Consider the following 24,770-nt stretch of genomic DNA (forward strand, 5'->3'; position numbering starts at 1 on the left):
TCATGACGCAAAACAACAACGAAACAAATTCCTAGGTTTTTATGGTATAAAGTTGGAATGAATATGATCGGAAAAAAGCTCAGTGATTTCAGTATTTTAGACGAAGCTGTTATTGAAGAGATCTTGGCCATTGCAAAAACAAGACCTTATATCTTCTTTGATATGGATGGAACAATATTAAATAGTGAGCCTCTTCACTACGAAGTCGTAAAATCTTTATGCCAAGGAAAGAAAATTCCATCAATGGAGGAAACTTATGGCATGTCCGATGGTGAAGTTTTTCCAATGATCCAAGAGGCATTAGGCCTAAACCACTTAGACGAATATTTGACTAAAAAAAATGAAGCCTTAGTTAAGCTTATTGGCCAGTCTGATGCAAATAATATAAGACATAGAAATATTCATTCACTGCTTAAACGCTTAAAAGACAGTGATATCCGACTTGCACTAGTAACAGCAAGTCAATACGAAGTAACTCATCCAATTTTAAAACATTGTGAACTAGACTGTTACTTTGAAAAAATAATTACAGAAAGAGAAGTAGATAAAACGAAGCCTGATCCTGCACCATATCTATTGGCACAGGATTTTTTTAAAGCTCAAACACACGAATGTCTAATTTTTGAAGACTCACCTACTGGAATTGAAGCCGCTCAAAGAGCAGGTATTGATCACGTAGTTGTAAAGTGGTTTGAAGGAGAATAAATGCCAAATAATTCAAAAGATAATTTAAACACTTGGAAAGAATTAGCTGACAAAGAGACAAGAGGTAAAGGCCCTAAGGTTACTCAAACTCCAGAGGGGATTGAACTTAAATCTCTTTATACAAAAGCTGATCTAGAAAATAATAACCTCGTTGATACAATGCCAGGAATGGATCCGTTTATCAGAGGTCCAAGAGCTACGATGTATACAGGACGTCCATGGACGATTCGCCAGTATGCTGGATTTTCTACAGCAAAAGAATCAAATGATTTTTATAAGAAGGCACTAGCGGCAGGTGGACAAGGTGTTTCAGTTGCATTCGATCTTGCTACTCACAGAGGTTACGATTCAGACCATCCTCGTGTAAAAGGTGATGTTGGTAAAGCAGGTGTTGCAATCGATACAGTTGAAGATATGAAAGTACTCTTTGATGGAATCCCATTAGATAAAGTATCTGTTTCGATGACAATGAATGGTGCTGTATTACCTGTTCTAGCTGGATATATTGTTGCAGCAAAAGAGCAAGGTGTATCTCTTGATCAACTTTCAGGAACAATTCAAAATGATATCTTAAAAGAGTTCATGGTAAGAAATACTTATATATTCCCTCCAGCTCCTTCAATGAAAGTTATCGCAGATATTTTTGAATACACTTCAACTAATATGCCGAAGTTTAACTCAATCTCGATTTCTGGTTACCATATTCAAGAAGCAGGTGCAGATGCTGCCTTAGAGCTCGCTTACACTCTTGCAGATGGAAAAGAATATATCGACACTGCAATTAAAGCAGGTATGCAGATTGATCAATTCGCGCCAAGACTCTCATTCTTCTTTGGTATTGGAATGAACTTTTACATGGAAATTGCAAAGCTTCGCGCGGCAAGACTTCTATGGTCTGAAATTGTTGAAAGATATGAGCCGAAAAATATTAAATCGAAAATGCTACGTACCCACTGCCAGACTTCTGGTTGGTCATTAACGGAACAGGATCCATATAACAATATTATTCGTACTACAATTGAAGCAATGGCAGCGGTATTCGGTGGTACACAATCTCTTCACACGAACTCTTTTGATGAAGCGATTGCACTTCCAACTGAATTCTCTGCTCGTATTGCTAGAAATACTCAAATCATCCTTCAGGAAGAGACAGGAATTACAAACACTGTTGATCCATGGGGTGGTTCATACATGATGGAAACTCTGACGAAAGAGATTGCAGACAAAGCTCGAAGCTTAATCAAAGAAATTGAGGAAGCTGGTGGCATGGCAAAAGCAATTGAGACAGGTCTTCCAAAACTTAAAATTGAAGAAGCCGCGGCACTTAAGCAAGCACGTATTGATCGCGGTGAAGATGTAATCGTAGGTGTAAACAAGTATAAGCCAACAAAAGAAGATCACGTTGAAGTTCTTGAAATCGATAACGTTCAAGTTCTTAATGAACAAATCAAAAGACTTGAAGAAATTCGTGAATCACGTGATGAAGCGAAAGTTAGTGAATGTATGGCAAAGCTTGAATATTACGCTAAAACTGGAAACGGCAATGGTTTAGAACTTGCTGTTGAGGCAATGGAAGCGCGTTGTAGTGTTGGTGAAATCACTTATGCACTAGAGAAGGAATGGGGACGCTACAATGCAAATACAAAAACTGTTTCAGGTGTTTATGGTAAATCATTTGAAAGCGATGAGGAATGGATGAGCATTAAAAACGAAATTGACCAATTTGAAAGAGACTTTGGACGTCGTCCGAGAATTCTCGTTGCAAAGATGGGGCAAGATGGACATGACCGTGGAGCCAAAGTTGTAGCAACAGCATATGCAGATGTTGGTTTTGACGTTGACCTTTCTCCGCTTTTCTCAACTCCGGAAGAAGTTGCGAAGCAAGCTGTAGAAAACGATGTTCACGTCGTTGGTGCATCTTCACTTGCAGCGGGACACAAAACATTAATTCCAGAACTAATTGCTGAGCTTAAAAAACTTGATGCAGAAGATATCATCGTTGTTGCAGGTGGAGTAATTCCTAGAAAAGACTATGACTTCCTTTATGAAGCTGGTGTTAAGGGAATCTATGGACCAGGAACAACAATTGCTGAAGCCGCAAAAGATGTAATTACAAAAATCAAAGAGGCACAAAAGTAATGCAAATTGATATCCAGAAATTAAAAAGTGGAAATATTAGATCACTTTCTAAATTCATCACTTTAATCGAAAGTAAGAAAGCTGAGCATCAAAAAGAAGCTCAGGAGCTCTTAAACGAAATTCTTCCTCTAACTGGAAAATCAATTCGTATCGGTATTTCTGGAACGCCTGGGGTTGGTAAATCTACATTTATTGAATCCCTGGGACTTCTCTTAATTAACAAGGGACTAAAAGTCGCAGTCTTAGCAATTGATCCAAGTTCTCCACTAAGTGGTGGAAGTTTACTTGGTGACAAAACTCGAATGGAGAAACTCGCCCAAGAGAAAAACGCTTTCATTCGCCCTACACCATCATCAGGTAATCTTGGCGGTGTCGCACTAAAGACTAGAGAGGTCATGCTTGCATGTGAAGCTGCTGGCTATGATGTTGTTCTAATCGAAACTGTTGGTGTTGGTCAGTCGGAATACGATGTTGCAAATATTGTGGACTTATTCACAGTACTTCTGCTACCAGGTGGAGGCGATGAACTTCAAGGAATTAAAAAAGGAATTATTGAATTATGTGACAATATTGTCATCAACAAAGCAGATGGCGATAACAAGCAAAAAGCTCACGATACAATGGTTCAGTATAAGTCTGCCCTTGGAGTAATCAAAACAGATCGAAAGATTGGTGCCAATGTTATGATGGCATCGGCCCTAGAGAATAAAGGAGTAACTGAGTATTGGGACTTGATTGAAAAGATTTATCAGGAGAATCAGGAAAAAATTCAACTAAAACGTAAAAGACAAAATCAAGATTGGCTTAAGAAACTATTTAATGAACTACTTGAGAACAGAGTTAGAGCTAATCCATCACTTCAATCTGAATGGACTAAGCTCAACGACAATATCTTAAATGAAGTTGAAACACCTCTAAGTGCTGCAAATAAATTAATTCATATTTTATTTAATAATTGAACACTTCATTTTCTTCGTTACACTTTTAGGGCCAACAAGTTTTAACTCTCCTTCCTTACCCTTTAAAATGAATCGAAAACCAAGATAACCTTCAGCCTTAAGCACACCAGTATAGTTTGCCCCAGATTGCTTTACTGAAACATCATAAGTAGATTCTAAAGTTTTAATGACGGCCTTATTTTCATGAACACTAAAAGAATGGCCTTCACCCTGGCAGCTTATATTTGTCGAATTTGCAAAAGCAAAAGATGTAATAAGAGAAATAATAAACAATTTAACTAACTTCATTCAATCTCCTAGATCGAAATATAGAACTTACCATCTTCAAAAGTAACATTACTTCCAACAATAGCATTCTTAATAATTTTTTCAATTAACCAGATCCATTTAACCTTGATGAAGCCAAACGGAACAACTACATCTGTTACATCCATAATAATTTGAGATTCTTTTTCATTAAATGAAACACTTGCCGTCAGATCAACATCAAAATTCTTCTTAAGAAGAACATTCTTATATGCATGGGCCTTAACCTTAGCGACACCATTAGTAATTTTAATTGAAATATCTGAAAGGTTAGATTTATCTAAGCTTAGATTTGCCAGTGGCCTATAAGAATCAATTTCCAAGTTCTTATATCGACTCGAAACTGTTTGTCTTGAGATCACACGTCCACGAGGATCTGTAATTGTTTTAATATCTTCATTTGTTTTTAACTTAGCAATGTCTATAGATCCATCAATTAAACATTCTTTGATCATTGAAGGAATATCTAATAAGTCAGATTGAATAAGCTTTTGGCATTTAACGTTCAGATCCTTAACTGTTACTGATTTTTTAGAATCAATAAATTGAAAAATATCTGAATGAAAGTTAAGCCTCTCATTTTTCACATTTAACGTATCAATATCAAAATAAAATTTTGTTTTCTCTTTAGAGTTTGAAACTAAGATCTTTGGAACATTTAAGGCCGCAGTATTTTCACAACCACTCATAAGAGAGTCCGAATCGATCTCAATCAGATCCTCATCCTTCTCACACTTGAGATCTACAGATTTTGCCTGAACATCATATTGTTTATAGTCCATAACAAGTAAAGGTGAAGCAATTTGTAAGAATCTCGCAGCTTGTAACTGCATTGTTCCAATGTCTCCTCTTGCTGTAAATATAGTACCATCTTGTAATTTCTTTTTTAAAGCAAAGTTAACAGGCTCTTTGTACGATTTAGGAGTAATATTAAGCTCGGTCATACAACCCTTAACAATTCCATCTCCACTTGCCATATCATAATCTGGATCATTCGTTGTACAGAAAACAAAAAAGTTATTTGCCTCGAGCTCTAAACCTTCTCTATCCATAAAGAAACTTGAACCATTTATATTAAAGTAAGTAGCATTAATGGCAGTTTCAGCATTATTCATTTTTAATTTATCGAGGGTATTTAAAAAAGTATTTCCACTCATATCAAATTGAGCAGTCATCGAACCATTATCAAGCTTCAATTGATTATTCTTAAAATAAACTTCAGCACTTGATTTATTCTTATCTCGATCAGAAATATTAAAAGAAAGAGTGTCACGCGAGATTATTGCACTTTCATATTCCATGTAGCCCATTCGACCAAATATATCATCCTGCTTAGAAACATTAAGGTCATGAACTTTAACTTCAATAAAGCTATTAGCAATTGCCAGAAATGGTGTAAGTGATAAAAGGATTAATTTCTTCTTTAACATAGAACTGAATATAGAAGAAAAAGATGCCAAGATACTGAAAGTTGAAAAAATTCAGTACCTTGTCTATTTAATAAACATTAGAATTCATAGCCTAAATAACTGGAATTACTACAAAACCCCAGCGCCTTGCCTAATCACATCGGCTTCACCATTAGTGAAGTCAACAATAGTTGATGAGCCTACAAATTCGTGTTCACCTGGATCGACAATCAAAGTAACAACACCTGCAAGCGACTCTTCAATCATATAAGAATAGAGTTCACCATAAGAAGATAGGGCCGGAGTAAATTTATCTAAATCAATATTACTTGATAAGACCGGTTCACCATGGATTTCTAGTAAGCGACTAATCAATGTCGAAGGTACAAATCTAATTCCCACTTCATGATCAGTTTTATTTGCGGCCACAGCCTTAGTAATCTTCTTATTGGCATTAAAAATAAATGTATAGTGACCTGGGATAATTCTCTTTATATAGCGAAATACACCATCATCAATATTAGCAACATCAGAGGCCATTGAAATCGAATCACATAGAAGAGAGAAAGCCTTTAGCTTTGGAGCATTCTTATACTTGTAGATTCTCTCAATCCCCTTCTTGCTAAAGGGAGAAGCAATTACAACCCAACTAGTATCAGTCGGTAAGCACACAAGCTCTCCATTATTAAGAGCTTGTGAAACTTTTTGTAATACGCGATCATCTGGATTTTCTGCAATTACATATTCAATCAATGCTTACCTCAAGTATTTTAAGAATTCATTATCGTTAGAGATTATAAACTTAGTTTTACCTTTAATCGATGTTTTATATGCTTCTAGAGAACGTACGAACTCAAAAAAGCTTGGGTCCTGAGAAAATGTCTTAGCATAGACTGCAGAAGCCTTTGCTTCAGCACGGCCCTTAATCAATTGAGACTTCTTATAACCTTCTGATTGAATTGTTTGTAAATCTTTTACCAAACGTCCTTCAATCTTGGCCTTTTCACCTTCACCAATTGATCTGATCTTCTGTGCAATTCTTTGACGTTCAGAGATCATTCTTTCGTAAACTTTACGCTCAACTGATTTCTCGTATGAAATACGTCTTAATTGTACATCAATTAATTGAATACCAAATTGTTCTAACTCTCCATCGGCTTTGCTTACGATTAATTGAGATAATTTTTCTCTACCAACGCTTACATCTTCAATGTCACCAGTTATTTCTTCTTCAATTTCGTTAACATCTACTTTAGTAGCATTTAACTTTTCAATAATTGCATTTGAATTACGTACGGCCTCAACAAGATCGTGAGATGAAATCACATTTCTCGTCGCAGAGTCTAAAATTGTATCGATTCTCTTTTTAGCACCTTCAGTATTTCGAACGGTCTGAATAAACTTAAGTGCATCAATTATTTTAAATCTCGCAGTTGTATCTACTTTAATAAATTTCTTATCCTTTGTAGGGATTTGATTTGGAAAACCATCCCAACTAAGAATTCTCTTATCAACGAAACGTACATCTTGAACGAAAGGCTTTTTAAAATGAAGGCCAGCATCAGTAATTGGATTACCAACAGGTTTACCAAATTCAGTGATAATTGCTTGTCTTCCTTCACTTACGATAAAGAGTGACTGTTTTCCTAAAACTAAACCTATAAATAGAATAACAATTAGAATTAATGCTTTATTCATTTCTTAGCTCCTTGGTCATAAATAGGAAGTAATCCCTTAACCTTTGGATCAATAATTGTAAGATTGTCGTACTTCTTATAAAGCCCTTCCATTGCTTCAATATAAAGACGCTTCTTTGTAATCTTAGGGGCACGACGATACTCTTTTAGGATTTCTTGAAACTTTGCAACATCCCCTTCTGCACGGTTTACAAGAGCAGCTGCATAACCTTCAGCTTCAGATACCATTTTCTCCGCCTTACCACGTGCCTCTGGAATAACTTTGTTATAAGCACCTTCTGCTTCGTTAATGGCCTTTTCTTGTTCTTGCTTTGCTTCGTTAACTTCATTAAATGAAGCTTTAACGACTTGTGGAGGATTAACATCCTGAAGCTTTACAGAGATGATTGAAACACCCATGTCATACTTATCAATTACTTCTTGCATAAGTAGCTTAGCATCAGCTTCAATTTCTACTTTACCAACAGTTAAGACATCAGTAACTGATCTATCCCCAACAACTCTTCTCATAATTGATTCTGAGATATCGCGGATATTTCTTACTGGCTCACTTGTTTGAAAGATAAACTTGAAAGGGTCACGGACTTGGTATTGAACGGCCCACTCAACAGAGGCAACATTTAAGTCACCTGTAAGCATAAGTGACTCGTGATCAAAGTTATCACCAGAATAAGAAGAACGTCGTGATCTCGAACTCTTTGTTCTAAATCCAAACTCTTCTTGAAGAACAGTTTTAACTTTAACCTTAATTACTTCATCAACCCCAAATGGAATCTTAAAATGAAGGCCTGGAGTATTAGTATTAATATACTTACCCAGACGAATTACGACGGCCTCTTCATCAGGCTCGACAGTGTAAAAAGATGTGTATCCGAAAATAACTAAAACAATGAATATAAAAAAGGGCCCAAGTAACTTGAGCCCCTTATCTAAATCTTGTTTCATTTTTTCGAAGTCATTTCTTGGTGCTTGTCCATTATTAAAAGACATTTGCTCTCCTTGACTTGCGTCCTATGCTTCTACTTCTAACATGAGGACGTTTTCTTCTAAGGCGTCCCCTTCCTTTACGTGAATTGCTTTAACAACACCATCGATACCACTCTTAATTTCGTTTTCCATTTTCATGGCCTCAAGAATGATTAGTGTTTCACCAGCAGCAACTGTCTGACCAACTTCAACATTGATCTTAACAACTTTACCTGGCATTTTAGTAAGAAGTTCACCAGCGTCAGCTCCACCTAAACCAGAAGGCTTGTAACCTCTGAATAGTGAGTAAACTTTATCAACGTTAACAACTCTTGATGGAAGATCCTGTCTCGGGATCTTTTTCCAAGTTTTCTTATCTTTTGAGATAAAGTATTGGCCACAAAGCTTTCTTAACCACATTGTTTCATGAAGACTTCTTTCTCCATCTTTTAATGTAGAAAAATCAAACTCAACTAAGCTGTGATCGTGAACTTTAGTTCTTGTTAAATCAACAATTACTTCTTCATTATCATTAATTAAATATGTTCTCATCTTAGATACCCATCCTACGTGCTTCAGAACCAGCGATGATCGTATAAAGCTTAATATGATCTAGGTCTGTCTTCACGTTATTCTGAGGTGCTACTTCACCAATGTAAGCTGTTGAGTAGTGACCATCAACAAAGTTCTTCTCAGTCATAATTTCTTTTAGAAGAGGAAGATTTGTTTTAAGTCCTTCAATGAATAGTCCATCAAGTGCTGCATTCATTTTTCTAACAGCAACGTCACGAACGATTCCCTTACAAACAAGTTTTCCAACCATTGGATCGAAGTCTGGAGTTACTTCTAACCCTTTATATAGACAGTGATCAAAACGAGTTCCTTGTGGGAAGTTTGTTTCAAATCCTGTTACAAGTCCTGGAGCAGGAAGCATTGTAATTGGATCTTCAGCACAAATACGACACTCAATCGCATGTCCTGATCTTCTAATAAATTCTTGAGAAGGAATACCTAACTCATCACCAAAAGCTGCTTGGATCATACATACGATAAGATCCATTCCAGTAATTTCCTCAGTAATCGGGTGCTCTACCTGAATACGAGTATTCATTTCTAGGAAATAGAATTGCTTATCTTCACCCATGATGAATTCAACTGTACCAGCAGAATCATAATCGACAGCTTTTGCAAGCTTTACAGCTGTTTCACAAACGCTTTGACGTAACTGCTCATCATTTCCAATAAATGGAGACGGTGCTTCTTCAATAATTTTCTGGTGTCTTCTTTGAACTGAACACTCTCTTTCAAAGAAGTGGAAAGTATTACCTTTCTTATCTGCAAGAATCTGAACTTCAATGTGACGAGGATTAACAATTAGTTTTTCAACTAATAGATCCCCATTATTGAAAGCTGCCATCGACTCACGTCCAACAGCTTCAAATTGAGCACGAACTTCTGTTTCGTCTTTACAGGCACGCATACCACGTCCACCACCACCGGCAACAGCTTTAAGAAGAACTGGGTAACCAATTCTATTTGCAATTTCAACTGCTTCATCAACAGTTGGAACAGCGTGATCTGTACCAGGAACAGTAGGAACACCAGCATCATTCGCTAGCTTCTTAGATGTTGCCTTGTCACCCATAACTCTGATGGCCTCAACGTGTGGACCAATAAAAGTAATACCTGCATCTGAAAGAGCATTTGCAAAATCTCTATTCTCAGAAAGGAAACCATAACCTGGGTGTACACCATCAGCATTAACTTCCTTTGCAAGAGCAACTAGCTTCTCAACATTAAGGTATGTCTCAGCATTTGTTTTACCTTGTAGGTAAACCCATTCGTCACAAAATTGTAAGTGAGTTCCTTGAGGTTCGTTATCAGTATAAATACCAATTGCAGTATGCCCAAGCTCACGACAAGCTTTTGCAACACGTGAAGCAATCTCTCCACGGTTAGCAATTAATACTCTTCTTTCCATGTTCTTTGGCTGTCTGATCATCATAATTGAATATTCCCGTGTTTACGTTTTGGACGGTCAACGTTCTTATCTTTTAGAACAACTAGATATTCATATAAACGCTTTCTTGTTTCTTCTGGAAGAATTACTGCGTCGATATATCCTCTTTCAGCTGCAACGTATGGGTTAGCAAAGTTATTCTCATAGTTAGCAACTAGCTCAGCTTTCTTCTGATCAAAAGCTTCACCTTCAAGACCTTGAAGTTCTTTTCTAAATACAATATTTACTGCACCTTCAGCACCCATAACTGCAATTTCTCCAGTTGGGTAGGCAAGGTTTACGTCTGAACGAATGTGCTTAGATGCCATAACGTCATAAGCTCCACCGTAAGACTTTCTTGTAATAAGAGTGATTAATGGAACAGTCGCTTCTGCGTACGCATATAGAAGCTTAGAACCGTGCTTAATGATCCCACCGTACTCTTGTACTGTACCTGGTAAAAAACCTGGAACGTCTACAAGTGAAACAATTGGAATATCGAAAGCATCACAGAATCTAATGAAACGAGCTGCTTTACAAGAAGAATCGATATCTAGAACACCAGCTAGTACTTCTGGTTGATTTGCTACGATACCAATTTTAATTCCACCAATTGATGCGAAACCAACGATGATATTTCTTGCATAATCTTTATGTACTTCTAAGAAGTGTCCATCATCAACAATATCAAGAATTACTTCTTTCATATCATATGGCTTCTTAGGATTACCTGGAACTACTTCTTTTAGTTTAGAGTTATCTCTATAAACAGGATCTGAAGTATACTTAGGCGCTTGCTTCTTGAAATTAGAAGCAGGGATATAGCTCATTAGCTCTCTTACTCTTTCAAATGTCTCGTCTTCGTCTTTACACTTAAACTGACATACACCTGATTTTTCTGAGTGTGCTGTTGCACCACCAAGGTCTTCTTTTGTTACTTCTTCGTGAGTTACAGTCTTGATAACATCTGGACCTGTAACAAACATATAAGATGACTTATCAACCATGAAGATAAAGTCAGTTACAGCTGGAGAATAAACTGCTCCACCTGCTGAAGGTCCCATGATTAATGAAATTTGAGGAATTACACCAGAAGCCTTTACGTTTCTGTAGAAAATTTCCGCGTATCCACCAAGTGCATCAACACCTTCTTGAATACGAGCTCCACCTGAATCTTGAATACCAATAACTGGAATTCTGTTATCAAGAGCGAAGTCCATGATCTTACAGATCTTTCTTGCGTGAGCTTCACCAAGTGCTCCACCCCAACAAGTAAAGTCTTGAGAATAAACAGCAATCTTCTGTCCGTTAATCTCTGCAATACCTGTAACTACACCATCTCCGTAAAACTTCTTCTTTTCCATTCCGAAGTTTACACAACGATGTGTAACAAATTTATCAAACTCAATGAAAGTACCCGGATCAACAAGTCTTTCAATTCTTTCTCTTGCAGTATACTTACCTTGCTCGTGTTGCTTTGCGATTCTCGCTTCACCACCACCAAGCTCGGCCTGCATTCTTCTGTCGATTAAAAGAGCTCTTTTTTGCTCTAATATATTTTCGCTGGTTGTTGACATACATCCCCTCCACCATTTTCTCTTTCGAGATTCTATGTAATTAAATTATCCGAGCATATTACACCCTTAAAAGACAATTTGCCCAATCACATTGCGTTATTTTCGAGGGGTTAAATCATTGAAATTATAGAAATATAAATAAAAAGGCCCTCGGAGAGGGCCTAAAAGTGTCTATCTTTTTATTTTGATGTGTTTTATCTATTCATTACCTGCTTTCGCACGCTTATCTAGCCCATACTTATCAACTTTCATAATAAGGCTGGCCCTAGACATCCCAAGCTCTTTTGCAAGCTTAGACTTATTAAAATTACATCTCTTAAGTCCTTCACGAATCATAATAATTTCTAATTCTTGAAGAGCATCTTTTAGCTTACCTGCGGTGTTTACACCTCTAGTTGACTCAACAGGAGCAGCACCATGATCAAGAAGTTGTGGACTTAGATTATCTGGAGTAATCGATTTTTCGTCTCCAGCAAGTACAACTAATCTTTCAACTTCATTTTCAAGCTGACGTACGTTACCTGGCCATGGGTAATCTAGCATCTTCTCCATACACTTCTTAGAGTATGACTTCATCGGCATTCCCGACTCATCACACTTCTTCTTAAGAAAGTGCTCCATTAGTACTGGGATATCTTCTTTCCTATCCCTTAATGGAGGAAGGTTTACGTTAAGAACGTTAATTCTATAATAAAGGTCTTCTCTGAACTCACCTTTGGCCATCATTGTTTTAAGATCTTTGTTTGTTGCTGCAATAATACGAACATCAGTTCTTCTAGGTGAATCAGCACCAACAGGCAGGTACGTTCCTTCTTGAAGAACTCGAAGTAACTTTACCTGCATAGACAGTGAAGTATCCCCAATCTCATCAAGAAATAGTGTTCCACCATTTGCTAATTCGAAAAGACCTGATTTTTCTTTATGAGCACCTGTAAATGATCCTTTTACGTGACCAAATAATTCTGAATCTAGAAGGTTTTCGTTGAATGCAGAACAGTTAACAGCTAAGAACTGGGCATCCTTACGAGGAGAAGCAAAGTGTACGGCCTTAGCAACTAGTTCCTTACCTGTACCATTTTCACCTTGAATAAGAACAGATGATTCACTTGTTGAGATTCTCTCTAATAGTGAATAAATCTTCTGCATTTGTTTCGATTTACCAATCATATTATGGTAGCGAAATTTTTCACCAAGCTCTGAGTTAAGCATATGAATTCTTTCTTCACGCTTAGAAATCTCATAGTGAAATGTAGAAATTTCACCAGCGACTAGCTCAACTAATTCTTTTAAATATTCAATTTCTCTCGGGAATAATCTTCTTGTTTCATTAACACATTCTTGTGCTGCCTCTGGAGATGCACCATGCTCAATTAGTGCTGCCACAAGCTCTTTTTCTTCAGTTTCAGTGAATGTACTTTTTAGAAATGGGAAAGCGAAAACCGTACCATGATACTCACCTTCAATTTCAATTTTTGTTCCCATCATCTTTACACCTGGAAAATAAGAGTCAAAGATCATGACAACTTCACCAGACTGACTTAATTCATCACTAAATCTTTCAACATCAGCAGTAACAAAATCATAACCATGTGGAAGGGACATTTGCGTCTCAAAGAAAAGATTCTTAAAGTTATAGTCCTTATCTGTATGCGAACTTCTAATCTTAAAATGAGTATCAGCATAGAAAACCTCTACACCAAACCACTTATGAATTACTTCTTCGAGCTTAGAAATAACATGAAGTCCTTTTAGTTCATTCCAGTTGATCATTTTTATTCTCCGATGTTTAATTCTTTGGCACAAAAAACGATTGGCCAAAGCAAAGTCTGTAAAACTTTTCGGCAGAATTTAATAAAACTTAACTATGAATGATAAAAAAATAGACGAATTTAAAGAAATATTATTAATTTACTTCACGCCTAAGTAACTAAGAACACGAACAAAATATGAATCCATTTTCCAATCTTGCGGACCTTTAAACATAATTCTGTGCTCAAGTTTTGAATCGAAGACGAAAGTCTCCGGTACCTTAACAACACCTAATTTACTCATAGAAATTCCTGCTTGATCATGAATAACTATTGAATTAGACGGTAAGTCATTGAATCTTTTAAGAAATTTTTTAATTTTCATATCGTCATCTTTAACGGCCATGAAAACAACTTTTACATTTTTTTCTTCTAATTTGCGTGCAAAATCTACAAATTCCGGAAATTCAGCTTCGCAAGGAGCACACCAAGTTCCCCAAAAATGAACTACTAAACCATTTGAATTACGTGCTAAATCCTGTAGCTCAACCTCAGAATTATCAGCAAAATTATCCAGTTTCACACTTGGAAGTGACTTAAGAATATAGTCTCGACTCTTATCTACATAAGAATCAATTTTACCTTTATGGTAAATAGAATATCCCAGTGTGATAGCAACAATAATAAAAATAATAGAAACTTTAGAAGATGTAGTCATAGATTTTAGAAAAAAGTTTTAAATAAAAAAACCCATCATACGTTAATATGATGGGTCTATCTATCTCATTCGAATTAAAAATTAATCAACAAATGCGATGTATGCCATTTTAGAGTTATCTCCAACTCTATTCTCAGAAAGTCTCATGATTCTAGTGTAACCACCATTTCTCTCTTTGAATTTTGGCCCAAGCTCAGTAAATAGCTTGTTTACAGCATTCTTATCATTAAGTTTTTTGAATGCAAGTCTTCTGTTAGCAACAGTATCATTTTTTGAAAGAGTTACTAATTTCTCAACTACTGGCTTGATTGCTTTAGCTCTTGTAAGAGTAGTTTTAATCATACCGTGGTCGATAACTTCAGAAGCAAGGTTTTTAACCATTGCAACTCTGTGTGAAGGACTTACACCTAGTTTATACTTATGTTTTTGATGTCTCATATCTCTACCTCAACTTATAACAACTTTTATTCTTCTTTTAGATCTTGCATGATGCTATCAACTTTCATACCTAGACCTAGTCCCATTTGAGAAAGTACTTCTTTAATCTCATTTAGTGACTTACGCCCAAAGTTCTTAGTTCTTAGCATCTCACCTTCAGTCTTAGAAACTAGCTCATAGATATACTTAATATCTGCGTTCTGCAAGCAGTTTGCAGATCTTACAGACAGCTCAAGCTCAGAAACTGGCTTTAATAGAGCTGCATTAGCAGTATTTTGTTGCTTCTTAGGCTTAGTTTCCATTCTTGTGATTTCTTCTTCATCTTCGAAGCTTAGGAATACAGCAAGTTGGTCTCTTAGGATCTTCGCTGAATAAGCTACTGCATCCGAAGGTTCAACACCTGCATTAGTCCAAACTTCTAGAGTAAGCTTATCAAAATCTGTTCTCTTACCAACACGTGAGTTTGTAACTGTATAGTTAACACGTGCAACTGGTGAGAAAAGAGAATCAAGATAAATCCAACCGATTGGAAGATCAAAAGATTCTTTATTATCTAGAGCTGTTACGTATCCTTTTCCTCTTGCAACAAGTAGTTCCATCTTAATAGATCCACCAGTTGAAAGGTTACAGATTGCGTGCTCTGGATTTAAAATTTCAACATTTGCAGACTCAGAAATGTCACCAGCAGTAACGATACCCTCTACCGATTTCTCAAGAGTAAGAGTTACCTGCTCTTTATCTTTAATCTTAAAGTGAACTTCTTTAAGGTTAAGAATAATCTCAGAAACTTCTTCTTTTACGTTGTTGATTGTACCAAACTCATGCTCAACACCATCAATTCTGATTGCAACAATAGCTGCACCCTGAAGTGAAGAAAGTAGTACACGACGTAAAGAGTTTCCAAGAGTTTGTCCATAACCTCTTTCTAGTGGCTTAGCAACGAACTTACCATAAGTATTAGTTAGCTTATCGTTATCCATTTCCAAAGCTACTGGTCTTATCATTCCTGTCCAATTTTTTGCTGTAAATGTGTCCACAGACAACTCCTTAATATAAATCTATAAAATTATACTCTTCTTCTTTTCGGTGCACGACATCCATTGTGTGGAATTGGTGACCTGTCAGCAACAGAAGTGATTTTAAGGCCTGCAGCGATAAATGCTCTTACAGCATTTTCTCTACCTGCACCCGGACCTTTAACTCTTACTTCAACAGTAGATAGTCCGTGCTCCATAGCCTTTTTAGCTGCTTCCATAGAAGCCATCTGTGCCGCGAATGGAGTCGATTTCTTAGACCCTCTGAATCCTAATTGACCAGCAGAAGCCCATGAAATAGCGTTACCGTTCATATCTGTGAACGTAACGATTGTATTATTGAAAGAGCATTGAATGTGAGCAATACCTCTCGAAATATTCTTTTTAACTTTTTTCTTTGAAGCTGTTTTCTTAACCATCATTAACTCCTAACAATTACTTCATTGACTTAATAGACTTCTTACCTGCGATTGCAACAGCTGGCCCCTTACGAGTACGAGCATTTGTAGAAGTTCTTTGACCTCTTACAGGAAGACCTTTTCTATGTCTGATCCCTCTGTAACAACCTAAGTCTTTTAGTCGTTTAATGTTAAGACCAACTTCTCTACGTAAGTCACCTTCAACAGTGTACTCACTTTCAAGAAGAAGTCTGATTTCGTTTGCTTCTTCTTCAGTTAGTTCGTTTGAATTTTTGTTTGAATCGATGTTTGTTTTTTCTAATACTTCCTGAGCCACTTTCGGTCCTACACCGTAAATTGACTGAAGGGCAATTTTCATTACCTTATTTCTAGGAATATCAACACCAAGAATTCTCGCCATAGCTACACTCCTTTCCTATGATTAACCTTGTCTTTGTTTGTGCTTAGGTTGCTTACATACAACTCTAAGTACGCCTCTTCTTTTAATAACTTTACAATCTTTGCACATCGGCTTTACAGATGCTCTAACTTTCATAACAACCTCGTAAATTCTACACTAGCGTTTTTTACTTCTATATGTAATTCGGCCCTTCGTTAAGTCATACTTGCTAATCTCAACAAGTACCTTATCTCCAGGTAAAATCTTTATAAAGTGCATTCTCATCTTTCCACTAATGTGGGCAATAACAGAATGTCCATTCGGTAATTTAACCTTAAATTTAGTGTTAGGAAGAAGTTCAGTAACTTCACCTTCAACTTCAATCGTTTCCTGATTACTCATATAATACAAAACCTAAAGTAATTGCTTATATATGACTCAGGGCCATATTGCAAGACGAATTACTTATATAATAAATTATTTAACAATTTTTTTAATTTCTTCAAAAATCTCATCAAGCCCTTTTGTAGCGTCTACTCTAACAAGGCGTCCCTGAGACTCATAGTACTCAAGAACTGGCTCGATGTTGTCAGTAAAAACCTTCATTCTAGTCCTTACTGTATCCTCGTTATCATCTTTACGATGCACAAGGTCCTCTCCAGAAACATCACACTTACCTTCAACTTTTGGTGGCTTTGTTTTTAGATTGTAAATCTCACCACTAACAGGAGCTACACGTCTATTAACAATCCTCTCCACTAAAGTATCTAGTGCAATGTCAAAGTAAATTGCTTTAGACTGTACTCCACCAAGTAGGGCACTATCTAAATCCTTTGCTTGAACAAGGTTTCTTGGATAACCATCAAAAATATATGTTGATTTCTCAACAGCACAATTAGCCTTTAGAAGATCTAATACTAATTCGTCACTTACTAATTCACCTGAATCCATGACCGCTTTAATTTTACGACCAAGGTCAGACTCTTTAGCAACTTCTGCTCTTAATAAATCGCCAGTAGAAACATGTGTGTACCCAAGCTCTGAAACTATATTCTTAGCTTGAGTACCTTTTCCTGATCCAGGAGCTCCAATTAAAATTAGTTGTGGTGCCATGGATTAGAACCTTCTATTGTTACCGTTATATTTACCTTTAGATTTGTATGACATCTCATACTTATCAGCAAACATAAACGATTGAACATTCATCATAACTCTAACTGATACAGATACTAAGATTAGCATTGATGTACCACCAAATCTTGTCTGAGCCCCTGTGATTAGTGAAGGAACAATACAAACAACGATTAAGAATAGAGCGCCAAAAAATGATAAACGATTTAATAACGTGTCTAAATATTCTTTTGTTTTATCACCTGGTCTAATACCTGGGATAAAAGCATTATTCTTTTGTAACATTTCTGAAATCTTCTTCGTTTTGAATTGGATTGGTGCATAGAAATAAGTCATATACACAATCAGAGTTGCAAAAAGAATATTAAATAAAATTTGCCCTGGTGCCAAACTTTGTTGAATTGTATCAAAGTATGGTTTGAACACACTGTCTGCAGGGATAAAAGTAGCAAAAGTTGCAGGCGCTGCTAGCAGAGAAGAAGCTAAGATCGGAGGCATAACTCCACCTGTATCAACTCTCATCGGAAGTGTCTGATTTCCACCATACACTCTATTATTAACAACACGCTTAGCATATTGAACCGGAACGGCTCTGAAAGCCCTTTCGATGAATGCAACAACAAAGAATGCAACGACAATTACGGCCACGAAAGTAAGTAGTTCTAGTCCACCCATTTCACCGTTTCTAAATAGTGTAATCTTTTGAATAACTTCAGAAGGTAGCTCAACTGCAATACCTGCGAAGATAATAAGAGAAACACCATTTTCTAAACCAAATTCTGTAATACGCTCACCAAGCCAAAGTAAGAACATTGTTCCTGCAGCCAGAGTGATCATTGTTACAATTCTGAAAAGCATACCTGGTTCAGGGATAACTCTAGCACCGCCAGGAGAAACAAATGTCTCGAACACAGCAGCCATTGAGTAACCTTGTATGCAACAGAGAATTACTGTTGCATACCTAGTCCACTTTTGAATTTTTTTGTTACCTTCTGAGTCTTCTTGTAGCTCTTGGATTTGAGGTATAACCTCACCTAAAAGAGAAAAGATGATTGAAGTAGTAATATACGGCATAATCCCCAGTGCTAAAACTGAGAAACGCTTGAAGGCACCACCACTAAAAGTGTTGATAAGGTCAAAAAGACTTCCCCCACCAGCTTCCGCAAAATAAGAAGAGATCGCCTGCGCATCAACTCCTGGTACAGGAATTTGCGCAACCAATCTATATACTACTAATAATAAAAAAGTAAAAAAGACTTTTTTCTTAAGCTCTTCAAGTTTTCCTTGAGCGTTTGACATCAGACGATCCTTTTATCTATTTTGTTGCTATTTTTCCGCCAGCTTTCTCGATTGCTTCTTGAGCACCTTTAGAAAACTTTTCAATATTAACAAAATTTAACGATTTTGAAAGCTCTCCGTTAGCAAGAATTTTCACTGGACGTCTTTTATCTGCACCCTTAAGGATACCTTTCTCAATTAGAGCTTCTTTTGTAACGTCTCCGCCATCAAATTTAGCTTCTAATGTAGCAAGAGATACCTCAGCATACTCAGTTTTAAATGGTGCATTAGAGAAACCTCTTTTTGGTAGACGCATGTAAAGTGGCATTGCTCCACCTTCGAAACCAGTTCTTACACCGCCACCAGCACGAGCCTTTTGACCCTTGTGCCCTTTACCAGCTTGAGTACCTTGACCTGAACCTTGTCCACGACCAATTCTCTTAATGTTTTTATGTGCACCTTTTGGACTTTTTAAGTTATTTAAAGTTAACATATTTACCTCTTAATCAACTAATACCGCTTATTCTTGAATGTCTAAAAGGTGAATTACCTTCTTGATCATCCCTCTAACAGCAGAAGTGTTTTCTAAAGTTCTTGAAGTTCCAGTTTTTCTTAGACCTAGGCCTCTTACTGTAGCTTTCTGCTTTTCAGTACATTTAATAGTACTTTTCTTTAATGTTACTGTAATTGTTTTCGCTGTCATATCAACCTCAATTAACCTTTAATTCTTAAGCCTTTAGCTTCTTTACCACGTGCCTTAGCTACTTCTTCTACAGATCTTAATTGTTTAAGAGCGTCAAAAGTTGCCTTAACGATATTATGTGGGTTGTTACCTCTTAAAGACTTCGTTAGAACGTCTTTAACACCAGCAAGTTCAAGGATTGAACGACATGCACCAGCAGCCTTAACCCCTGTACCTTCTGCAGCAGGTTTGAATAGAATCTTACCAGCATCAAATTCACCTAGTACTGAGTGAGGAATAGTTCCTGCATCTACTGGTACTGAAATCATGCTTTTTTGTGCAGCTTGAGTAGCTTTTCTGATTGCTTCAGGAACTTCCTTAGCTTTACCAAGACCGTAACCTACGCGACCATTTTTATCACCAACGATCATTAGAGCACTGAAAGAAAATCTTCTACCACCCTTCATAACCTTTGCAACTCTATTTACAGCAACAACTCTTTCTTCAAGTTCAACGTCCATTGAGCTAGCTTGACGCTTTTTCGCTGGAGCTTTTTTAGAAGCTTGTCTTTTCTTTGGTTCTGCTTTTACTGTTTTTTCAACGCTTTTATTTTCTTCAGTCATCACTTACTCCTAAATTTGAATTCCATTTTCTCTAGCAGCTTCAACAACAGCCTTGATTACACCGTGGTATCTAAGTCCGTTTCTGTCGAATACAGCAGTTGAAATATTGTTAGACTTTAGGTTTTCAGCAAGTTTTGCACCAACAAGCGTTGCACCAGCAATATTGCTTTTTCCTTCAACAGCATTTTTACCATAAGTTTGAACACTGAAAAGTGTCTTGTTAGCAACATCGTCAATTACTTGTACTGTGATGTGCTTGTTTGTACGGTTAACTGATAGACGTGGTCTCTCAGATGTTCCGTTTACTTTCTTACGGATAGCAAGTTTTCTTCTAATTTTTCTAGCTGTACTTGCTTTACCAGCTTTACCATAAGGCTTTCTAATCATTTTAAACTCCTCACCCTAGGCCCTCACTGCGGGCCATTCTCAGGCTACTTTTTATTACTTACCGCCAGATTTACCAGCTTTTCTTACGATTGTTTCTTCAGCGTATTTAACACCTTTACCTTTATATGGCTCTGGTGGTCTGAATGAACGGATCTTTGCAGCAGCAAATCCAACTAGTTCTTTGTTACTACCAGTTAATTCGATTTCTTTACCAGCAACTTTCGCTGCTACACCTTCTGGAAGAACATATTCAATTGGATGTGAGTATCCAAGGTTAAGAGTTAATGTATCACCACTAACAGCTGCCTTATAACCAACACCGTTGAATTCTAGCTTTCTAACAAATCCATCAGTAACACCAGTTACCATGTTGAAAACGATTTGTCTTGCTGTACCCCACATTGCACGAGACTTTTTAGACTCATCAACAGGAGTTACTTTAATTTCATTACCTTCTTGTGCAAAAGTCACTCTATCATTAAAAGTGTACTCTAGCTCACCTTTAGGTCCTTTAACTGATACATTTGTACCATTTATTGTAACCTGAACTTTCTCAGGAACTACTACCGGGTTTTTTCCTACACGTGACATTACTCGCTCCCTACTACCAAATATTACAGATTACTTCACCACCAACTTTAGTCGCTCTCGCTTCTCTATCAGAAATAATTCCTTTAGAAGTTGATAGGATTGAAGTACCTAGACCACTAATAACTCTAGAGATGTCCTTGTAACCACGATACTGTCTAAGACCTGGTTTAGAAACTCTCTCAAGACCTACGATAGCGTCGTCTTTAAGTAATACTTTGATTCTAATATCTGATTGGCTCTTTGCAATAATTTTGAATGAACGAATATAACCTTCGTCTTTCATAACTTTACAAACACCTGCTTTCATTTTCGAAGCTGGAAATTCCACTCTATCGTGTCCAGCATTAATTGCATTTCTAATTCTTGTTAACATATCTGCAATAGGATCAGTCATCATAATTTCGTCTCCTCAACCATTACCAGCTTGACTTAGTTACACCAGGGATCATTCCTCTAAGTGCTAACTCTCTAAATTGAATTCTTGATAGTTTGAACTTTCTATAGAAAGCACGTGGACGACCAGTTAATTCACATCTATTTCTTACTCTAATTGCAGCTGAATTTCTTGGTAGTTTCTGTAGCTTGATCATCGCTTCGAATCTTTCTTCGTCAGAAAGATTTTCATTGATAATAGCAGCTTTAAGTTCTTTTCTTAAAGTACCGTATTTTTCAGCAAGCTTAGCTCTTTTTTTGTTACTTTCAATTTTCGCTTTTCTAGCCATTACATTATCCTCAATTACTTGTTAAAAGGCATACCAAAAAGGTTTAGAAGCTCTCTACCTTCTTCGTTGTTTCCAGCAGTAGTTACGATTGAGATTCCTAGACCTCTTACTTTATCAATTTGATCGTAAGAAATTTCTGGGAAAATAATCTGCTCTTTTAAACCTAAAGTGTAGTTACCTTTTCCATCAAAACCTTTAGAAGAAACACCTCTAAAGTCACGAACTCTTGGAAGAGTGATGTTAACAAGTCTATCAAGGAATTCGTACATTCTATCACCACGAAGAGTAACGTTTGCACCTAAAGCCATACCTTCTCTGATTTTGAAACCAGCAACTGATTTTCTAGCCTTAGCTACAACTGGCTTTTGACCAGTAATAGTACCAAGATCGTTAACAATCGACTGAACAACTTTAGAGTTAGTTACTGCGTCTCTTGTACAACAGTTAACTACTATCTTTTCTAGCTTAGGAATTTGGTTAACATTCTTATAACCAAACTTCTCAGTCATTTTATTTTTAATTTCGTCATTATATAGTTTTCTGAATCTGCTCATTTTTGCCTCTATCCTTAACTCAGTACTGATCCACAAGACACAGCGACTCTAACCTTCTTACCATCTTTTTCTTCAATTTTTACTCTAGTAGCCTTATTTGTTTTTGGGCTAACTACAGCAACATTTGAGATGTGAAGTGGTGCTTCAATGTCTACGATACCACCAGCTGGGTTCTCTTGAGTTGGTTTAATTGCTTTCTTTACTAGATTAACACCACCAACATAAACAACTTTGGTCTTGAAGTTGATTTTCTTAACTTCACCAGTTTTGCCTCTGTCTTTACCTGTTAAAACTACAACATTATCATTAACTTTTAGCTTTTGCATAACTTCCTCACTGAACCTTGATTAAAGAACTTCTGGCGCTAAAGAACAGATCTTCGTAAAGCTCTTGTTTCTTAACTCTCTCGCAACAGGACCAAAAATACGTGTCCCTACTGGTTCATTGTTATTATTTAGTATTACAACGCTGTTCTTATCAAATCTGATGTATGAACCGTCTTCTCTTCTAATTGGGTACTTAGTTCTAACGATAACCGCTTTCTTAACATCACCCTTTTTAATTTTTCCACCTGGTAGTGCTTGCTGAACTGCTACAACAATAATGTCACCAAGATTTGCGTTCATTCTTTTTGAACCACCAAGAACCTTGATACACTTTACTTCTTTAGCTCCAGAGTTATCAGCAACTTCTAACTTAGTTTGCATTTGGATCATTACTAACTCCTAAAATAGGCTTATTAAGCCCTACTTATTTACCTTTAACAGTTCCCACTTTTTGAGTTTTGAATAAGGTTTACTTTCAATAATTGTTACATTGTCACCTAGATTCGCTTCTAAACTTACGTTATGAGCGTGGTACTTTTTAGTTTTTGTAACGAATTTGCTGTAAACAGGGTGCTTGAAACGTCTAGCAACATTCACAACAACTGTATTTTCATTCTTTACAGAAACAACTACACCATCTAGCTTTCTCTTAAACGTATTTGTACTCATGGTTACTCACCTTTAGCATTTTTTGCTGTTAATAATTTAGCAATATTCTTTTTTGCAAGTTTTAGCTCATGAGGTTTTTCGATACCACTTGTCGTTTTAGACATGTTGATATCAAAAATCGCTCTTCTCATTTCAGCTACTTTTGCATCAATTTCTTTACCGCTTAAACCGCTTATATCTTTGTATTCTAACTTTTGCATAACTTCCTCTTAACGATTTAAAGTTCCTGCTGCTCTCTAGAAATAATTCTAGTCTTTACAGGTAGTTTATACATTGCAAGCTTAAGTGCTTGTTTACTTAGCTCAGGATCGATGTGCTTGATTTCAAACATTACTCTTCCTGGTTTTACAACTGCAACCCAAGAATCTGGAGAACCTTTACCTTTCCCCATACGAACTTCAGCTGGCTTCTTAGTAAGGACCTTATCTGGGAAGATCTTGATCCAAACGTTACCACCTCTTTTGATCTTTCTTGTCATTGCAATACGGGCAGCTTCAATTTGACGGTTAGTTATATACCCACATGATAGGGCTTGTATAGCAAATTCACCGAACGTGATAGTATTTCCACGGTTCGCCTTACCCTTCATTCTTCCTTTCTGCTGCTTACGCCACTTTACTTTCTTTGGACTTAACATATTTACCTCAATAAAATAAATTCACTAACGAATTTCCTACTACTTATAGATCTCACCTTTGTAAACCCAAACTTTTACACCGATAACACCGTATGTAGTGTGAGCTTCAGCAGTATTGTAATCAATGTCTGCTCTAAGAGTATGTAGTGGAACTTTTCTTTCTGTATAACCTTCAGCTCTTGCCATCTCAGCTCCGCCAAGACGTCCTGCTGTTCTAACACGGATACCTTTTACACCAGCTCTGAATGCTGACTGCATAACTTTCTTCATTGCTCTTCTGAAAGCTACACGTTTTTCAAGCTGACCTGCAATGTTTTCCGCGATTAACTTAGCTTCCGCATCTGGTCTCTTAACTTCTGCAATATTGAAGATTAGTGTACCTTTAGTAAGTTTCTTAAGGTCGTTTCTAATTTTCTCAATTCCTGCACCTTTTTTACCAATAGCAACACCTGGCTTAGCTGTATAAACAGTTACCTTAACCTGGTTTGAAGTTCTTGATAATTCGATATTAGCTACAGAAGCATTTTTCATGTTTTTTTCAATGTAGTTTCTAATCGCTAGATCTTCGTGAAGTGTTTCACCGTATTCTCTATCGTTAGCAAACCAGTTTGAATGCCATGACTTAATATAACCTAATCTAAAACCGTATGGATGTACTTTTTGTCCCATAATTTATC

The 24,770-nt window shown here is 36.7% G+C and carries 35 protein-coding genes; 3 read left to right on the top strand and 32 right to left on the bottom strand.

Going from position 1 to position 24,770, the window contains the following annotated elements; all coding sequences use genetic code 11:
* Window positions 1–57 precede the first annotated feature (57 nt).
* From ACMAYL_RS08310 to meaB, 3 genes are read left to right on the top strand one after another with little or no spacing between them, the layout of a single operon-like run.
* On the top strand, window positions 58–705 hold the full coding sequence (locus tag ACMAYL_RS08310) for an HAD family hydrolase (protein WP_103219277.1): 648 nt from the start codon (window positions 58–60) through the stop codon (window positions 703–705).
* A complete protein-coding gene (gene scpA / locus ACMAYL_RS08315) occupies window positions 706–2,844 on the top strand; it encodes a methylmalonyl-CoA mutase (RefSeq protein WP_103219276.1) in 2,139 nt (712 codons plus the stop codon). It begins immediately after the preceding gene.
* Complete coding sequence (gene meaB / locus ACMAYL_RS08320; protein ID WP_103219275.1) at window positions 2,844–3,803, top strand: methylmalonyl Co-A mutase-associated GTPase MeaB; 960 nt, start codon at window positions 2,844–2,846, stop codon at window positions 3,801–3,803. The genes scpA and meaB overlap by 1 nt, the downstream gene beginning before the upstream one ends.
* On the opposite strand, the gene ACMAYL_RS08325 is transcribed toward meaB, so the two are convergent.
* The 32 genes from ACMAYL_RS08325 to rpsC form a co-directional block, all read right to left on the bottom strand.
* Window positions 3,789–4,091 carry a hypothetical protein gene (locus ACMAYL_RS08325; protein ID WP_412470986.1) on the bottom strand — a complete coding sequence of 101 codons (303 nt, stop codon included), beginning with the start codon at window positions 4,089–4,091 and terminating at the stop codon, window positions 3,789–3,791. The genes meaB and ACMAYL_RS08325 overlap by 15 nt on opposite strands.
* 8 nt (window positions 4,092–4,099) lie before the next feature.
* Window positions 4,100–5,539 carry a hypothetical protein gene (locus tag ACMAYL_RS08330; RefSeq protein ID WP_412470987.1) on the bottom strand — a complete coding sequence of 480 codons (1,440 nt, stop codon included), beginning with the start codon at window positions 5,537–5,539 and terminating at the stop codon, window positions 4,100–4,102.
* Between the two features lie 108 nt (window positions 5,540–5,647).
* Window positions 5,648–6,271, bottom strand: coding sequence for an L-threonylcarbamoyladenylate synthase (locus tag ACMAYL_RS08335; RefSeq protein WP_412463086.1), 624 nt, complete (start codon window positions 6,269–6,271; stop codon window positions 5,648–5,650).
* Window positions 6,272–6,274: 3 nt separating this feature from the next.
* On the bottom strand, window positions 6,275–7,216 hold the full coding sequence (hflC, locus tag ACMAYL_RS08340) for a protease modulator HflC (RefSeq protein ID WP_392990469.1): 942 nt from the start codon (window positions 7,214–7,216) through the stop codon (window positions 6,275–6,277).
* Complete coding sequence (hflK, locus tag ACMAYL_RS08345) at window positions 7,213–8,205, bottom strand: FtsH protease activity modulator HflK (protein WP_103219270.1); 993 nt, start codon at window positions 8,203–8,205, stop codon at window positions 7,213–7,215. The genes hflC and hflK overlap by 4 nt, the downstream gene beginning before the upstream one ends.
* A gap of 21 nt (window positions 8,206–8,226) precedes the next feature.
* Complete coding sequence (locus ACMAYL_RS08350) at window positions 8,227–8,733, bottom strand: acetyl-CoA carboxylase biotin carboxyl carrier protein subunit (protein ID WP_199177580.1); 507 nt, start codon at window positions 8,731–8,733, stop codon at window positions 8,227–8,229.
* 1 nt (window position 8,734) lies between these two features.
* Window positions 8,735–10,186 carry an acetyl/propionyl/methylcrotonyl-CoA carboxylase subunit alpha gene (locus tag ACMAYL_RS08355; RefSeq protein ID WP_103219269.1) on the bottom strand — a complete coding sequence of 484 codons (1,452 nt, stop codon included), beginning with the start codon at window positions 10,184–10,186 and terminating at the stop codon, window positions 8,735–8,737.
* A complete protein-coding gene (locus tag ACMAYL_RS08360; protein WP_392990464.1) occupies window positions 10,183–11,757 on the bottom strand; it encodes an acyl-CoA carboxylase subunit beta in 1,575 nt (524 codons plus the stop codon). Before ACMAYL_RS08360 ends, ACMAYL_RS08355 begins: the two co-directional genes overlap by 4 nt.
* A gap of 198 nt (window positions 11,758–11,955) precedes the next feature.
* Entirely contained in the window at window positions 11,956–13,527 is a 1,572-nt protein-coding gene (locus ACMAYL_RS08365; RefSeq protein WP_103219267.1) for a sigma-54 interaction domain-containing protein, read from the bottom strand.
* Window positions 13,528–13,665: 138 nt separating this feature from the next.
* On the bottom strand, window positions 13,666–14,223 hold the full coding sequence (locus ACMAYL_RS08370; RefSeq protein ID WP_103219266.1) for a TlpA family protein disulfide reductase: 558 nt from the start codon (window positions 14,221–14,223) through the stop codon (window positions 13,666–13,668).
* A gap of 81 nt (window positions 14,224–14,304) precedes the next feature.
* Entirely contained in the window at window positions 14,305–14,661 is a 357-nt protein-coding gene (gene rplQ / locus ACMAYL_RS08375; RefSeq protein WP_021266273.1) for a 50S ribosomal protein L17, read from the bottom strand.
* Window positions 14,662–14,687: 26 nt separating this feature from the next.
* Window positions 14,688–15,698, bottom strand: a complete 1,011-nt coding sequence (locus tag ACMAYL_RS08380) for a DNA-directed RNA polymerase subunit alpha (RefSeq protein WP_103219265.1) — start codon at window positions 15,696–15,698, stop codon at window positions 14,688–14,690.
* Window positions 15,699–15,727: 29 nt separating this feature from the next.
* On the bottom strand, window positions 15,728–16,114 hold the full coding sequence (gene rpsK, locus ACMAYL_RS08385) for a 30S ribosomal protein S11 (protein WP_021266246.1): 387 nt from the start codon (window positions 16,112–16,114) through the stop codon (window positions 15,728–15,730).
* Window positions 16,115–16,130: 16 nt separating this feature from the next.
* A complete protein-coding gene (rpsM, locus tag ACMAYL_RS08390) occupies window positions 16,131–16,514 on the bottom strand; it encodes a 30S ribosomal protein S13 (protein ID WP_103219264.1) in 384 nt (127 codons plus the stop codon).
* A 21-nt stretch (window positions 16,515–16,535) separates the two neighbouring features.
* Window positions 16,536–16,649: a 50S ribosomal protein L36 gene (gene rpmJ / locus ACMAYL_RS08395; RefSeq protein ID WP_021266475.1), complete on the bottom strand. Its 114-nt coding sequence runs from the start codon at window positions 16,647–16,649 to the stop codon at window positions 16,536–16,538.
* Window positions 16,650–16,670: 21 nt separating this feature from the next.
* Window positions 16,671–16,895, bottom strand: a complete 225-nt coding sequence (infA, locus tag ACMAYL_RS08400) for a translation initiation factor IF-1 (protein WP_021266177.1) — start codon at window positions 16,893–16,895, stop codon at window positions 16,671–16,673.
* Between the two features lie 75 nt (window positions 16,896–16,970).
* Window positions 16,971–17,606 (bottom strand): adenylate kinase, encoded by a 636-nt coding sequence (locus ACMAYL_RS08405; RefSeq protein WP_103219263.1) that lies wholly within the window; start codon window positions 17,604–17,606, stop codon window positions 16,971–16,973.
* Between the two features lie 3 nt (window positions 17,607–17,609).
* Window positions 17,610–18,923, bottom strand: coding sequence for a preprotein translocase subunit SecY (secY, locus tag ACMAYL_RS08410; protein WP_103219262.1), 1,314 nt, complete (start codon window positions 18,921–18,923; stop codon window positions 17,610–17,612).
* A 16-nt stretch (window positions 18,924–18,939) separates the two neighbouring features.
* Window positions 18,940–19,395 (bottom strand): 50S ribosomal protein L15, encoded by a 456-nt coding sequence (gene rplO, locus ACMAYL_RS08415; RefSeq protein WP_103219261.1) that lies wholly within the window; start codon window positions 19,393–19,395, stop codon window positions 18,940–18,942.
* A gap of 27 nt (window positions 19,396–19,422) precedes the next feature.
* Window positions 19,423–19,605: a 50S ribosomal protein L30 gene (gene rpmD, locus ACMAYL_RS08420; RefSeq protein WP_103219260.1), complete on the bottom strand. Its 183-nt coding sequence runs from the start codon at window positions 19,603–19,605 to the stop codon at window positions 19,423–19,425.
* A gap of 11 nt (window positions 19,606–19,616) precedes the next feature.
* Window positions 19,617–20,105, bottom strand: a complete 489-nt coding sequence (gene rpsE / locus ACMAYL_RS08425; RefSeq protein WP_233189739.1) for a 30S ribosomal protein S5 — start codon at window positions 20,103–20,105, stop codon at window positions 19,617–19,619.
* Between the two features lie 111 nt (window positions 20,106–20,216).
* Window positions 20,217–20,594 (bottom strand): 50S ribosomal protein L18, encoded by a 378-nt coding sequence (rplR, locus tag ACMAYL_RS08430; RefSeq protein WP_146037929.1) that lies wholly within the window; start codon window positions 20,592–20,594, stop codon window positions 20,217–20,219.
* Between the two features lie 54 nt (window positions 20,595–20,648).
* Window positions 20,649–21,185, bottom strand: a complete 537-nt coding sequence (gene rplF / locus ACMAYL_RS08435; RefSeq protein ID WP_103219258.1) for a 50S ribosomal protein L6 — start codon at window positions 21,183–21,185, stop codon at window positions 20,649–20,651.
* Window positions 21,186–21,198: 13 nt separating this feature from the next.
* Entirely contained in the window at window positions 21,199–21,579 is a 381-nt protein-coding gene (gene rpsH / locus ACMAYL_RS08440) for a 30S ribosomal protein S8 (protein ID WP_040313878.1), read from the bottom strand.
* A 22-nt stretch (window positions 21,580–21,601) separates the two neighbouring features.
* Window positions 21,602–21,907: a 30S ribosomal protein S14 gene (gene rpsN / locus ACMAYL_RS08445; RefSeq protein ID WP_103219257.1), complete on the bottom strand. Its 306-nt coding sequence runs from the start codon at window positions 21,905–21,907 to the stop codon at window positions 21,602–21,604.
* Window positions 21,908–21,921: 14 nt separating this feature from the next.
* Window positions 21,922–22,461, bottom strand: coding sequence for a 50S ribosomal protein L5 (gene rplE, locus ACMAYL_RS08450; protein WP_103219256.1), 540 nt, complete (start codon window positions 22,459–22,461; stop codon window positions 21,922–21,924).
* A 14-nt stretch (window positions 22,462–22,475) separates the two neighbouring features.
* On the bottom strand, window positions 22,476–22,787 hold the full coding sequence (gene rplX, locus ACMAYL_RS08455; RefSeq protein ID WP_103219255.1) for a 50S ribosomal protein L24: 312 nt from the start codon (window positions 22,785–22,787) through the stop codon (window positions 22,476–22,478).
* 21 nt (window positions 22,788–22,808) lie between these two features.
* Window positions 22,809–23,177, bottom strand: coding sequence for a 50S ribosomal protein L14 (gene rplN / locus ACMAYL_RS08460; protein ID WP_103219254.1), 369 nt, complete (start codon window positions 23,175–23,177; stop codon window positions 22,809–22,811).
* A gap of 30 nt (window positions 23,178–23,207) precedes the next feature.
* Window positions 23,208–23,456: a 30S ribosomal protein S17 gene (rpsQ, locus tag ACMAYL_RS08465; protein WP_021266428.1), complete on the bottom strand. Its 249-nt coding sequence runs from the start codon at window positions 23,454–23,456 to the stop codon at window positions 23,208–23,210.
* A 2-nt stretch (window positions 23,457–23,458) separates the two neighbouring features.
* Complete coding sequence (gene rpmC, locus ACMAYL_RS08470; RefSeq protein ID WP_103219253.1) at window positions 23,459–23,656, bottom strand: 50S ribosomal protein L29; 198 nt, start codon at window positions 23,654–23,656, stop codon at window positions 23,459–23,461.
* Between the two features lie 17 nt (window positions 23,657–23,673).
* On the bottom strand, window positions 23,674–24,093 hold the full coding sequence (rplP, locus tag ACMAYL_RS08475) for a 50S ribosomal protein L16 (RefSeq protein ID WP_021266311.1): 420 nt from the start codon (window positions 24,091–24,093) through the stop codon (window positions 23,674–23,676).
* Window positions 24,094–24,132: 39 nt separating this feature from the next.
* On the bottom strand, window positions 24,133–24,762 hold the full coding sequence (gene rpsC / locus ACMAYL_RS08480) for a 30S ribosomal protein S3 (protein WP_021265986.1): 630 nt from the start codon (window positions 24,760–24,762) through the stop codon (window positions 24,133–24,135).
* Between the last annotated feature and the right edge of the window lie 8 nt (window positions 24,763–24,770).

Origin of the sequence: Halobacteriovorax sp. RT-2-4, assembly GCF_047085445.1 — a bacterium.
Taxonomy (GTDB): domain Bacteria; phylum Bdellovibrionota; class Bacteriovoracia; order Bacteriovoracales; family Bacteriovoracaceae; genus Halobacteriovorax_A.